This window comes from Grimontia marina (assembly GCF_900060185.1).
GTDB lineage: Bacteria > Pseudomonadota > Gammaproteobacteria > Enterobacterales > Vibrionaceae > Enterovibrio > Enterovibrio marinus.
Window position 1 is genome coordinate 34,943 of the sequence record NZ_FIZY01000033.1, and the last position, 12,174, is coordinate 47,116.

Here is a 12,174-nt window from a genome sequence, read left to right on the forward strand (position 1 = left end):
AAACTACTTATTTGGCGTCCGGAGAGACCGGATCCAGCCATCCCCATTTATCTTCGGTTTGGCCATTGAACAGGCCAAAGAAGGCGGTTTGTACTTTCTCTGTGACTTGGCCACGTTTGCCTTCACCCACAGTGATTTGGTCTACGCTGCGAACCGGCACGATTTCCGCTGCTGTGCCCGTCATGAAGACTTCATCTGCCAGATAAAGAGCTTCACGCGCGATGTTTTCTTCACGCACCTCATAACCCATGTCTTTGGCGATGGTCATGATGGAGTCACGGGTAATGCCAGGAAGGATGGCGCTGGTCGCTGGTGGCGTTGAAATCACGCCATTTTTCACCACGAACAGGTTCTCACCAGCCCCTTCTGACAGGTAGCCATCCACACTTAAGGCAATACCTTCAGCATAGCCGTGGCGACGGGCTTCACCACCGACCAACAGGCTCGACAGATAATTACCACCCGCTTTAGCTGCGGTAGGGATAGTGTTCGGCGCGGCGCGGTTCCAGCTTGAAATCATGGCATCGACACCATTAGCCAGCGCATCTTCGCCGAGGTAAGTGCCCCAGCTGAAGGCAGCAATGATGAGATCCATTTTGGTGTCTGGCGGCGGACAAACGCCCAGACCAACATTACCCACAAACCCCAGCGGGCGGATGTAAGCAGAGTTCAGGTTGTTGGCTCGCAATGTTTCACGGCACGCTTCCATTAGTTCATCAACTGAGTAAGGAATAGGGAAGCGGTAGATCTTTGCGCTGTCTTTCAGACGTTGCATGTGTTCGCGGTGACGGAAGACCACTGGGCCATTCGGGGTATCGTAGCAACGAATCCCTTCAAAAACCGAAGTGCCATAATGCATGGCGTGGGTCAGTACGTGAACTGTGGCATCTTGCCATGGGATCAGTTCGCCGTTTGACCAGATATAATCCGCTGTGTTTGCCATTCTTATTAATCCTTATAACGCATTACTGTTGTTCTAGCGGGAGCAGACGTACGCGTGAGACATCCCATAATTTGTCTAACTGGCTCTGAAGATTGGCGATAGGACGATCGCTCTTCACTTGCAGGGTAATTTCAACCGCATTGGTGTCATCGGTATGATGCATGTCGAGGCTTGTCAGGCGGAATCCGCGGTGACGGACAATGCGCAGCAGACGCTCCAGCAATTCTGGCTGGTCGTCAGCATTGATTAGCAGAGTGTGTGATTGGCTCATGTACGCTCCAACATATCCTGATTAGCGGCACCGGGTGGAACCAGTGGCCATACGTTCTCTTCCTCTGAGATAGCAACATGCAGCAGGTAGGCTTTATCACTCGCCAATAACTCCTGCAATGCCGGGATCACTTCGTCTTTACGGGTAATGGTTTTCCCTGGGATGTTAAAGGCTGATGCCAATGTCACGAAGTCAGGGTTATCCGATAAGTTGGTCTCGCTGTAGCGCTCTTCAAAGAAAAGCTGCTGCCATTGACGCACCATCCCCAAACGTTGGTTATCCAACAGTACCATTTTTACCGGAATATTGCGGCGTTTCAGGGTGCCAAGTTCCTGAATGTTCATCATAAATGAACCATCTCCAGAAACTAATACAACTTCATCATCGGGACGGGCCATTTTGGCACCCATAGCAGCAGGCAAACCAAAGCCCATGGTGCCGAGACCTGCGGAGGTTAACAGGTTCTCTGGGCGACGTGGCTCAACGTGCTGCGCCACCCACATTTGGTGTTGGCCAACATCGGTCGCGACGACGGTGGAGTCCGGCATCATGTCAGACAGTTGTTTAAGAAGGAGCGGCGCGAAAATTGGGTCGCCCGGGTGGTCATAACGCCAGCCGAAGTCCTTTTTCATGGTCAGCACGCTGTCTTGCCATGCTTGAATATCAGAAGGCTCGCCCAACTGCGGCAACACGGTATTCAGCTCGCCGCGAAGCGCGACATTGGCGCGGCGCAATTTGTGGAATTCTGCAGCATCAATATCGATGTGAACGACTTTGGCGTTAGGCGCGAAAGTATCCAGCTTGCCAGTGACGCGATCGTCAAAGCGTGCGCCAATGGCAATCAATAAATCAGACTGCTGCACTGCCAGATTCGCCGCTTTGGTGCCATGCATACCGAGCATGCCGAGATAATAGGGGTAATCTTTGTCTACCGAACCGAGCCCTTTCAAAGTGCTGGTGGCTGGGATTTGGCTGTGATTTAAAAACTGGCGAAGGGTGTCTGTTGCATGAGCCAATTGTACACCACCGCCGACATACACCATTGGTTGCTTGGCTTCTGCAATTAAAGCATTGGCTTCCTGCAGCGAGGCTTCAGACACTTCAGGCGACTCGGGCTGATGCGCGATAGCTGCAAATGCCTCTTCGATTTGGGCAAGCTGCACGTCTTTAGCAATATCTACCAGGACGGGACCAGGACGGCCTTCTTTGGCCACTACGAAGGCCTCAGCCAATGTGGAAGCAAGTTTAGATGTGTCGGTCACCAGAAAACTGTGTTTGGTGCAGGCAAGGGAAAGACCGAGAACATCAACTTCCTGAAAGGCATCGGTGCCGATAAGTGGGCTGGCAACCTGGCCTGTGATAGCGACGACGGGCACAGAGTCCATCATGGCATCCGCAAGGCCAGTGATAAGGTTGGTGGCACCTGGGCCAGACGTGGCAAGACATACACCGACACCGCCGGTGGATCGCGCATAACCGATAGCGGCCATGGCAGCGCCTTGCTCATGACGGCAAAGGACATGATCAACGCCGCCGTCATAAAGGGCATCGTAAACGGGCATGATCGCACCGCCCGGATAACCAAATATTGTCGTTACACCCTGCTTTCGCAAAGCTTCAACGACGAACTGTGCACCTGTCATTGTGGCCTCCCGTTAAGTCCTGCTAAGGAGGTTGTTTGCTCTGCTTCCTGATATGGTCCCATACCGCGTTTTCCTTTTGCGTCTTACAACCGCACGTCCAAATGTGAAAAAAGCCCCCGGACCTTTCGATGCGGGGGCTGTTGCGATGTTTGTTTGCTATGTTCTAGCCGTCGCTGCCCCTCGCGGTAGTACCACCACGATAATTGAAATAATAATGACTAGGGCGCGAGATAGATGATTCATTTTGTCTCTTTGAGCGCCGTTTGTGTCGGCGCTGTATGTTTATGTCAACGTTTGTTTGCACAGTTGTTGTCTGCTCATAGTGGTATCACAGACTTCTGTCGCATGACAAGCAAAAAGTGGCTCGAATTTCCAATTTATGCTTCGTAATGCAGTAATACTAATGGTTTATGCAAATAACTTATTGATAGTTAAATAGTTACTGATTACGCCCTATGAATCTTGCCATTATCCATAGTCGCGCCTGTGTTGGTGTCGAAGCGCCACAGGTGACAGTCGAAGTCCATATCAGCAATGGGTTACCTGCGTTCACGCTAGTTGGCCTTGCCGAAACCACGGTCAAAGAAGCGCGGGACAGGGTGCGCAGCGCCATTGTGAACTCGGGCTTTGAATTTCCCGCAAGACGCATCACAGTCAATCTTGCCCCAGCGGATTTACCTAAAGAAGGGGGTCGGTTTGATTTACCCATCGCGCTCGGCATTTTGGCTGCTTCCGGTCAAATTCCGATGACCAAGCTCGATAGTCATGAATTTGCAGGAGAGTTGGCCCTTTCCGGCCAGCTACGCGCAGTAAAAGGCACTTTGCCTGCTGCCGTGGCGTGCCGAGAAGCGAAGAGAAGTTTGGTGGTGCCAGATGAAAATGGTGGACAGGTGGCGCTGGTGGGTCGGGATATTCATGTATCCGCGCCGGATCTGATTTCTGTTTGCCGTCACCTAAGCGGACAGGGCAGCCTGATGCTCAAAGAACCTGAAGATGACGAAGTAACGCCAAATACCGTTGGGCGCTGTATGCAGGACATTATCGGCCAGCAGCAAGGAAAGCGCGCGCTGGAGATTGCGGCAGCAGGCTCTCATAACCTTTTGTTCCTTGGCCCGCCTGGAACCGGAAAAACCATGCTGGCTTCACGTATGGCCGATCTGTTGCCACCAATGAGTGACAAAGAAGCGCTCGAAACTGCGGCGATCACTTCCCTGACAGAAAAGCCATTGCACGAGGGTAACTGGCGCAAACGGCCTTTTCGCACCCCACACCATTCCAGTTCAATGGCCGCATTGGTGGGCGGTGGTAGCACCCCGAAACCGGGTGAAATATCGCTGGCGCACAATGGCTTACTTTTTCTCGATGAAATGCCTGAGTTTGAAAGAAAGGTGTTGGATTCACTGCGTGAGCCTCTTGAATCTGGTGAGGTGGTTATTTCCCGTGCAAACGGTAAAACCTGTTTTCCTGCGCGCTTCCAGCTTATTGGTGCACTCAACCCCAGTCCGACCGGACACTATGAAGGCCAGTTGGCGCGCTCCAATCCACAGGCGACACTTCGCTATCTCAACCGTTTATCAGGTCCGTTTCTTGACCGCTTTGATCTTTCGATTGAAATCCCCGCACTGCCGCGAGGTACGTTAACGGAAGGCGGCGATCGCGGCGATCCGACAGAAGTGATTAAAGCGCGGGTAGAAAGAGCAAGAGCGGTGATGCTCGCACGATCTGGCAAGGTAAACAGTTTGCTTTCCAGTCGAGAGATTGAAACCTACTGTCCGCTCGATAAAGCAGACGCGGATTTTCTGGAAACGGCACTGCATCGATTAGGGCTGTCTATCCGCGCATATCACCGGATTATCAAAGTGGCACGTACCATTGCGGATTTGTCCGGCGAGGCAAATATTCAGCGTGGTCATTTGGCCGAGGCGTTGGGATACCGCTCGATGGATAGGCTTCTTAAACAGCTGACATCACTGGCGAGTTAGCCCAGTCAGTGACATGGATAGACTGATGTGACCACTTGTAACTGAATGGTGTTTTTTATTTCTGCGTCGTATTATGACCATTGAATGATAACTCAGTGAATATAACGCGAGATCGAGACATTGTTACTTTATCTGAACGCCTTTCTGGTCTGCTTGAATACTGCGTTTTGGTCAGTGCTGATCTGCTGTTTTGCCCTGATCAAAATGTTGTTACCCATTCCGGCTTTGCAACGGTGCGTAACCCGACTTTGCAACGGTATGATGTGGGCGTGGGCGACCGGAAACCATAAACTACTGAGTTTCACTTCTGATGTTGAGTGGGACATTCAGGGAGGAGAGACCCTGAAAAAAGATGGGTGGTACTTGCTGATCTGTAATCATCTCAGTTGGACGGACATCGTGGTGATTTTTTCAGTATTCAGAAACCGCATTCCGATGGCGAAGTTTTTCCTCAAACAGCAGTTGCTGTACGTCCCTTTTCTCGGCATGGCTTGCTGGGCGGTTGATATGCCATTCATGAAGCGCTATTCGCGCGAGTACCTGTTAAAGCATCCTGAAAAGCGCGGCAGTGATCTGGAAACCACCCGAAAATCCTGTGAGCGCTTCCGCTACACTCCAACCACGGTCGTGAACTTTGTTGAAGGCACCCGATTTACCGATGACAAGAAATGTCAGACTCGATCGCCATATAACAACCTACTGCCTCCTAAAACCGGCGGCATTGCTTACACTTTGGGCGCAATGGGCGATCAGTTTGACGCCATCATCAATGTCACGTTGGCGTATCCGGATAACCGTCATTTGCCTTTTAGGGATTTACTGAGCGGCAAAATGAAAAAGATTGTGGTGCGCATCGACACACTACCCGTGGATGAAAACGTCAAAGGCGATTACTTCAACGACAAAGTGTTCAAGCGCCGCTTCCATCAGTGGCTCAATGATGTTTGGGAAGAGAAAGATGTCAGACTAGATGGAATCTATGGGGATGAGCAGCCTGAAGTGGAAATCCCAGAGCGACGGAAAACCGCGGTTTAGAAAGTTAAAGTTGAAAAAAGTCATAGATAACAAAAAAGGGCCTGATGGCCCTTTTTTCATGTTGTTAGCTCTTACTGTGTCAGCAAGAAGTTAACCAGCGCGAAGTAATCTTCTTTGGTCTTCACTGTTTTTGGCGTCACGTGGTATTTGCCATTTACGATCAGTGCCGGCACGCCACGAAGGCCTGATTCCTGAAACGCTTTATCGAAACGGTTTGCCATACCATTCGCTGCAAAACTATTGAACGTGCCGTCAAAGTTGTCTGCGTCCACGCCCTCATCGATAAACATCTGGCGAAGCTCTTCTTCATTGCGTGGTGGCTTCTGCATCAGGTGGATACGGTTGAAAATTACAGGCACAACTTTGTCTTCCACATCCAGCATCACTGCGGTTGCATAGGCTTTGCTCAGAGCTTTCCCCATATTGCCACCCATAAATGACACATGGTTTTTGGTGAAGCTAGCATTATCTGGAATGTTCTTCTTCAGCTCTTGCATCAGTGGTTCGCTTTTAAAGCAGTGTGGGCAATAAAATGAGAAAAACTCAACCACACTGGGTGTATCGCTCTTTGGTAGATCCAGCACCTGGTAGTCTTCACCCGCGTTGAAGCGCGCTGCCTGCGCCGAAAAGGCCAACATTGCTGCTGCAGCTACAGCCAACATTTTTTTCAACATAACGTCTTTTCTCCCTGAGTGTTATTCATGGCTGCTTACCATTGAGGAACCAGTGTGAGTGGCGGTTCTTCAAGGGCGGCCAATTGTTCTTTAAAGGCGAGTACCTGATTTTCCCAGTATTTTGCCTCAGCAAACCATGGGAATGCACGCGGAAATGCAGGATCTTCCCAGCGTTTTGCCAGCCATGCCATGTAATGCACCATTCTCAGACCGCGCAATGGTTCAATAAGTTGCAACTCATTGGCGGGAAAATCGTGAAATTCTGAATATGCCTCGGAAATGGTATCGATCTGTGCCAGCTGATCGTGTCGGTCACCGTTGAGCAGCATCCAGATATCCTGAATCGCCGGACCGTTTCTGGCATCGTCCAAGTCCACGAACATGGGGCCATCGCGCCAGAGAATGTTGCTGGGATGACAGTCACCGTGCAAACGCAGGGTGCTCACATCTGGATTCCAGCGGTCCTTCAATACGCTGATCAGGCGGTCCAGATCTGCAAAAAAGGCATTTTCGAGATGCATTGGGATGAAGCTAGAATTTTCCAGCGCTTTTCGTGGCGTGAAGAGGTATTCATCCAGACCAATGGTCGGGCGGTGTACAAAGGGTTTACTGGCGCCGACTTTGTGGATACGACCTAAAAAGCGACCCACCATTTCAAGCTGATCCCAGTTGTCCACTTCGAACGTTCTGCCGCCGACGCTTGGGAAAACCGCAAACTGATAGCCTTCGAAGTTGAACAGAGTTTCTCCGTCGATTTTCATAGGTGCAGCGACGGGAATTTCAGCCTGCTCGAGATCATCGGCAAAGGCGTGCTCTTCGAGGATTTGCTCTCGGCTCCAGCGCTGTGGACGGTAAAACTTGGTCACCAATCGACGGCGCTCTTCATCCTGAAACTGATAGACCCGGTTTTCGTAGCTGTTCAATGCCAGCAGGCCTGATTCCGGGCGAATACCAACCGACTCCAATGCATTGAGCAAGGTGTCTGGCGTGAGATGTTCATAGCTAAATTGGGCGTCGCTCATAGAGTTGGCTAGGTTAAGGTGTGTGGGTTGTGATGGTAGCAGAGTTTGCCGCCGAAGATAAAAAACGGACGCTCAGGTGGCGTCCGTTTTTTCGGGAAAGTGCGCTACATCTTACTGATAAAGCGGCTTTCTGTTTCGATGATTTTCTTATCGTCCCCCGATTGGCGCTCCAGCACGAAGGTGATATTGGCCACCGGCGTGCTCAGCTCATAGGGGTCAACCCCCAGGCTGATTGGTAGGGTGAAGATCTCACCTGCGGTCAGAGTGACTTCTTGCTTGCCATACCATTCCACACCATCCAAACCTTTCACGGTGAGCGAGTAGGTTTCCGGTGATTGGGTTTTGTTGAGAATTTTCAGTGTGTAGGTGTTCTCTATCAGGCCTTCACTGTTGGTTTTGAACAGCTGTGTGCGGTCACGGATAACGTCCAATCCCATTGGTTGCACCGCGGAAAACAGCATGACAAACAACCCCAGCATGGCCACCATCACAATTCCATAGCCAATCAGCTTAGGTCTGACGACATCGACTTTATGGCCTTCAAGTTTGTGCTCAGTGGTGTAGCTGATGAGGCCTTTGGCATAGTTCATTTTGTTCATGGTCTCGTCACAGGCATCAATACAGGCGCCACAGTTGATGCACTCATATTGCAGGCCATCACGGATATCGATGCCTGTCGGGCAGACCTGAACACACAGGTTGCAATCGATACAATCACCAAGGCCCAGCTCTTTTGGATCTTTTTTCCGTGGTCTTGGGCCTCGTGCTTCTCCGCGTTTCTGGTCGTAACCAACGATAAAGGTGTCTTTGTCGAACATAGCTGACTGGAAACGTGCGTAAGGGCACATGTGAATACACATGATAGAGCGCATCCAGCCTGCGTTTCCGTATGTACAGACACTGAAAAACAGCACCCAGAAGGCGACCCAGAAACTGCTGTTGAAGGTAAAGAAATCAATGAAGAGCTCTTTGACCGGCACAAAGTAGCCAACGAATGTGAGACCGGTGAGGAGCGCGACGGCAAACCAGCAGATATGTTTAGCCGTTTTTCGAAGGAATAACTCTTTCGTGATTGGTAGTGAGTCCTGCTTCTTTCGTTTGTTGGCCGTACCTTCGAGCTTTTCCTCGAACCAGATGTAGATAAACGTCCAAACTGTTTGCGGGCAGAGATACCCACACCAGACCCGCCCTAAAAAGGTGGTGATAAAGAAAAGACCGAAGGCGGCGATCATAAACAGGGTGGCAAGCAGGGTAAGATCCTGAGGCCAAAGTGTGGTGCCGAAGAAGTTGAATTGCTGTTTGCCGATATCAATCAGGATCGCCTGGCGATCGCCATATGGGATCCATGGCGTCAGCACGAACAACAGCATAAAGAACCAGCCCATCTTACGGCGCAGCTTCTGGAATACCCCACTCATTGCCCGCACGTAGATGCGGTTACCTGGGTTGAAACGATCGCCACTCGTTTTATGGGTTTTAGGGTTGTACTCTTTTGGGGTAACGTCTTTGACTTCAATTTTATCCTTGCTCATGACAGCTGCATTCCTTGGGCTATCGGGATTTCCCGAACATTGCTGACACTGATACATTGTCAGTGCCTTTCATCGATTAACACTCAACACTTTGATAGTTAACTATCACTTCAATCATAGACGCCAGATTATATCTGAGGAGGAGAGACGAATTCTGTGCGTATGGTGGGAAAATAACCGGGCAATCACACCACTGAAGTGTAACAGCCAATTGTTTTGAAAATAAAAAAGCGAAGCCTGAAGCTTCGCCTTTATGTCTGGTTTATTGCGCAGTCGTTAGTTGATAATGCCACGTGCGCGCAGAATCGCCGTTTTGAAGTCATCTTCGCAGTCTTTTGCAAGACCTGGGATCATGTCATCTTTCTGGCTGTTACGCATTTTCAGATGATAAATCAGCACGTCATCGGTCAGGTCTTTTAGTTTACCTTCGTAGCCGGCTTCCTCAGCTAACTTAACGATCATTTGGAGCAGGTTCAGTTCAGGCTCTTTCTGCCACTCAGGATGAAGCAGTTCGATAAGTTCATTAATGCGATGACATTTCATTTTTGAAGACTCCAACTGGCCGGATTTTGGCCTTACTTTTTATGTGACTTATCTGCTTACAGTAACAGATTCAGACGGGCAGACCAATCACAGCAAGGGTCAATTAAGCCGCCTCACCTTCTGTCATTTCAACCATGACAGGTGTTGGGCGCACCAGGGTCAGATCTGGAGTACCTTTCAGGTCAGTGTTGGTTTTGCTTTTGAACGCTGGCGCAAAAAAGTGAGCGCGCATGCGGGAAGGAGTGCGGGTAACACGAACAGGACGGACAGTAACAGGGCGCATTTAAGGTTCTCATTGGCTGCGCATCCATGACAGGGTTCTCTTACAGAGTGGCGTCAGGGTTTCCGATGGCTGCTAGCCTTACTGCGTGTTCACTCTGGGGTTCGCGAAGTGCGAATTTGCGCGGATAATAACAGGAAAGAATTGCCGAAAAAAGCAGCAGCGGGAAAAATAATTCGCGTAGAAAAAAAGCGGAGTAAACTCACCTTTACACTTAATTGTCTCGCCCTTATGTCACGGGCATGACACGGTTTCTACCCAAGTTTTTGGCCTCGTATAACTGAGCGTCGGCACGGCTGATGAGGTTTCGGATACTCTCGCCTTTTTCATATTCAGCGACACCGATAGAGACCGAGATACTGTCGAGTTTCTTGCCGGTTTTCTTATCTTTAATCGCAAGTTTATCGATGGTGGCTCGGATGGTTTCAGCAACGCGGCATCCGCCACTCAGTGGGCGGTTGGGTACAAGCAAGGCAAACTCTTCCCCACCATAACGGTAAGCATGTATTCCGTCACGGCAATAATCAGAGAGGCGCCTAGCGGTGAGTTTTAACACCTGATCACCCATCAAATGGCCGTAGGTATCATTGAAACTTTTAAAGTGGTCCAAATCACAAAGTAACAGACTGAAGCCTTTCGGTGGCGGACTGGTAGCCAAAGACTCTAACTCGGTATCAAAGGCGCGACGGTTGTAGATACCCGTGAGTGCATCGTGAAGCGCATCTTCGTTGGCCTGCTGTAGTGTTTCCTTAAGTCGGGATATCTCTTCTTGCGCATCAGCTAACTGGCTTTTAAAGAAATTAGTCGACTGACGCAGTTCATTGGAGCTTTTCACGGCTTTTCTGACCACGGCAACGGTTTCTTCCATCGACAGGGCTTCTTCACCAACACGGGCAAGTTGGGAGAAAGTCTTGTCTAATGTGCTTTGGAAAGTGGCGGTATCTTTGAGCGTATCTTCCATAGTGTTACTCATTTCAAGGGCCAGCGCTTGAAGTCCGCGCTGGAACTCGTCGACATCTTTCACCTTCTCGTCAGCGACATGATCGTTGTACAGCTCTTCACTGAGTGTGGGACTTAACGTCCCTATTTCTTTTATGGATTCATCAATCTTTTTGGAAAGTTCGATATCGGCATTAGCGACGTAGGTGTACCAAAGTGCGTAATTAGGTGGTGTTGCGGGAACTTGGTACTTCATTAGAAGGGGAACAACTTTCTTCAAATATCCAGAACTTTGCGCAAAAATCTCTTTTGACATGGCTGACTTATTCTCCGTCATTTTTCGAGGCAAGACCGCCGTACGTTACCAGTCTAATAATCTTAGACTGAATTTAGCGCGTTGCTGTGACAGCTTAGTCATTGTTTGGTGTCTAGACTTCGTTGATTGCCTGTATGCAAAAATAAGGACTGAAAAACATGGGGTGGTTGAAAAAAACGTTGGCGAAAGTGGGTTTTGGCAGCGCAGAAGTCAGCGTTGAACTGGATTCCACAACTTTGATGCAGGGTGAGCAAACCAAGGTGTTGGTGACGGTAACAGGCGGAGATGTTGTCCAACAGGTGGATGCGGTTGAACTCAAGGTTTGCTGTGACTACATGGGATGGGAAGAGCTCAGAACCCAAGGCGAACAAGGCAGAAAGAAGCAGCGTCGTCGTAAAACCCATGTTTTGGCAAAGTGGTTTCTTCCGGACGCATTTACCTCTGAGCCGGGTAAATCTCAGCGCTTTGAGTCAACCATGGGCCTTCCACTGAATGCGCCTTTGTCGATGGGGGATGGCAAAATTTGGCTTGAAGTGAACCTCGATATTCCGATGGGTAAAGACACCTTATCGAAAACCGAGTTGACGGTGAAACCGGATACCCAATTAGATGCGGCTTTCTCCGCGCTTGAGGATTCAGGCTTTCGCATTGAAAAAGTAAAAAACGAAGAAGTCGAGCGACAGCCCATACCCTTTGAGCAGCAGTTCGAGTGGGCGCCAGTTTTGGAGCCTTATCAATCCGTGTTCAGGGACATGACGCTGGTAGCGACAAGATCTGATGGCTCCCTTCATCTTGCGATGACCTTTGGACGACAGGGTGAAGGTATTGGGGCAGCAGTAGGGCGATTTGTCGGAGCCAACAAGCTTTCCCGTGAGCTAACCGTCACAGGAAGCGCTGAGGAAGTCGCTGCTGAGGTTAAAACGTTGCTAGAGCAAATCTCGCAATAATTTAAGCTTACACGTGTACGCTTAAATGTGTCATACTCGCCGCTGGA

General features: G+C 50.0%; 12 protein-coding genes. 3 read left to right on the forward strand and 9 right to left on the reverse strand.

The genetic code is table 11. The annotated features are described in order from the left end of the window. Positions 1 to 7 precede the first annotated feature (7 nt). Genes GMA8713_RS16365 through ilvG form a run of 3 tightly spaced genes read right to left on the reverse strand, consistent with a single transcriptional unit; the run spans position 8 to position 2,857 of the window. Complete coding sequence (locus GMA8713_RS16365; protein WP_062712259.1) at positions 8 to 943, reverse strand: branched-chain amino acid transaminase; 936 nt, start codon at positions 941 to 943, stop codon at positions 8 to 10. A 22-nt stretch (positions 944 to 965) separates the two neighbouring features. Next, positions 966 to 1,214, reverse strand: coding sequence for an acetolactate synthase 2 small subunit (gene ilvM / locus GMA8713_RS16370; RefSeq protein ID WP_046307966.1), 249 nt, complete (start codon positions 1,212 to 1,214; stop codon positions 966 to 968). After that, a complete protein-coding gene (ilvG, locus tag GMA8713_RS16375; protein WP_062712261.1) occupies positions 1,211 to 2,857 on the reverse strand; it encodes an acetolactate synthase 2 catalytic subunit in 1,647 nt (548 codons plus the stop codon). The genes ilvM and ilvG overlap by 4 nt, the downstream gene beginning before the upstream one ends. A gap of 455 nt (positions 2,858 to 3,312) precedes the next feature. Between ilvG and GMA8713_RS16385 the strand changes: the two genes are divergently transcribed. Both GMA8713_RS16385 and yihG read left to right on the forward strand, forming a co-directional pair. Further along, entirely contained in the window at positions 3,313 to 4,839 is a 1,527-nt protein-coding gene (locus GMA8713_RS16385) for a YifB family Mg chelatase-like AAA ATPase (protein ID WP_062712268.1), read from the forward strand. Positions 4,840 to 4,950: 111 nt separating this feature from the next. Next, positions 4,951 to 5,874, forward strand: coding sequence for a 1-acylglycerol-3-phosphate O-acyltransferase, YihG family (yihG, locus tag GMA8713_RS16390; protein ID WP_497707050.1), 924 nt, complete (start codon positions 4,951 to 4,953; stop codon positions 5,872 to 5,874). A 71-nt stretch (positions 5,875 to 5,945) separates the two neighbouring features. Here yihG and GMA8713_RS16395 read toward each other — a convergent pair whose 3' ends face one another. The 6 genes from GMA8713_RS16395 to GMA8713_RS16420 form a co-directional block, all read right to left on the reverse strand. After that, positions 5,946 to 6,548 carry a thiol:disulfide interchange protein DsbA/DsbL gene (locus GMA8713_RS16395; protein WP_062712271.1) on the reverse strand — a complete coding sequence of 201 codons (603 nt, stop codon included), beginning with the start codon at positions 6,546 to 6,548 and terminating at the stop codon, positions 5,946 to 5,948. Between the two features lie 35 nt (positions 6,549 to 6,583). Next, positions 6,584 to 7,570: a serine/threonine protein kinase gene (locus tag GMA8713_RS16400; protein ID WP_062712274.1), complete on the reverse strand. Its 987-nt coding sequence runs from the start codon at positions 7,568 to 7,570 to the stop codon at positions 6,584 to 6,586. Positions 7,571 to 7,674: 104 nt separating this feature from the next. Next, positions 7,675 to 9,102, reverse strand: a complete 1,428-nt coding sequence (gene ccoG, locus GMA8713_RS16405) for a cytochrome c oxidase accessory protein CcoG (protein ID WP_062712277.1) — start codon at positions 9,100 to 9,102, stop codon at positions 7,675 to 7,677. A gap of 276 nt (positions 9,103 to 9,378) precedes the next feature. Then, positions 9,379 to 9,645, reverse strand: a complete 267-nt coding sequence (locus GMA8713_RS16410; RefSeq protein WP_062712279.1) for a YihD family protein — start codon at positions 9,643 to 9,645, stop codon at positions 9,379 to 9,381. A gap of 103 nt (positions 9,646 to 9,748) precedes the next feature. Further along, a complete protein-coding gene (locus GMA8713_RS16415) occupies positions 9,749 to 9,928 on the reverse strand; it encodes a hypothetical protein (RefSeq protein WP_062712282.1) in 180 nt (59 codons plus the stop codon). Between the two features lie 226 nt (positions 9,929 to 10,154). After that, positions 10,155 to 11,180, reverse strand: a complete 1,026-nt coding sequence (locus GMA8713_RS16420; RefSeq protein WP_062712286.1) for a GGDEF domain-containing protein — start codon at positions 11,178 to 11,180, stop codon at positions 10,155 to 10,157. 158 nt (positions 11,181 to 11,338) lie between these two features. On the opposite strand from GMA8713_RS16420, the gene GMA8713_RS16425 reads away from it, so the two are divergent. After that, the gene (locus GMA8713_RS16425; protein ID WP_062712289.1) at positions 11,339 to 12,127 is read left to right on the forward strand and encodes a sporulation protein; all 789 of its coding nucleotides are present in this window, start codon (positions 11,339 to 11,341) and stop codon (positions 12,125 to 12,127) included. Positions 12,128 to 12,174: the final 47 nt, after the last annotated feature.

Bases quoted from the DNA above. Each gene is read 5' to 3' on its own strand.
- GMA8713_RS16395 (WP_062712271.1), bottom strand. From the start codon at position 6,548: ATGTTGAAAAAAATGTTGGCTGTAGCTGCAGCAGCAATGTTGGCCTTT.
- ilvG (WP_062712261.1), bottom strand. From the start codon at position 2,857: ATGACAGGTGCACAGTTCGTCGTTGAAGCTTTGCGAAAGCAGGGTGTA.
- GMA8713_RS16365 (WP_062712259.1), bottom strand. From the start codon at position 943: ATGGCAAACACAGCGGATTATATCTGGTCAAACGGCGAACTGATCCCA.
- ilvM (WP_046307966.1), bottom strand. From the start codon at position 1,214: ATGAGCCAATCACACACTCTGCTAATCAATGCTGACGACCAGCCAGAA.
- GMA8713_RS16410 (WP_062712279.1), bottom strand. From the start codon at position 9,645: ATGAAATGTCATCGCATTAATGAACTTATCGAACTGCTTCATCCTGAG.
- GMA8713_RS16415 (WP_062712282.1), bottom strand. From the start codon at position 9,928: ATGCGCCCTGTTACTGTCCGTCCTGTTCGTGTTACCCGCACTCCTTCC.
- GMA8713_RS16400 (WP_062712274.1), bottom strand. From the start codon at position 7,570: ATGAGCGACGCCCAATTTAGCTATGAACATCTCACGCCAGACACCTTG.
- GMA8713_RS16385 (WP_062712268.1), top strand. From the start codon at position 3,313: ATGAATCTTGCCATTATCCATAGTCGCGCCTGTGTTGGTGTCGAAGCG.
- GMA8713_RS16420 (WP_062712286.1), bottom strand. From the start codon at position 11,180: ATGTCAAAAGAGATTTTTGCGCAAAGTTCTGGATATTTGAAGAAAGTT.
- GMA8713_RS16425 (WP_062712289.1), top strand. From the start codon at position 11,339: ATGGGGTGGTTGAAAAAAACGTTGGCGAAAGTGGGTTTTGGCAGCGCA.
- ccoG (WP_062712277.1), bottom strand. From the start codon at position 9,102: ATGAGCAAGGATAAAATTGAAGTCAAAGACGTTACCCCAAAAGAGTAC.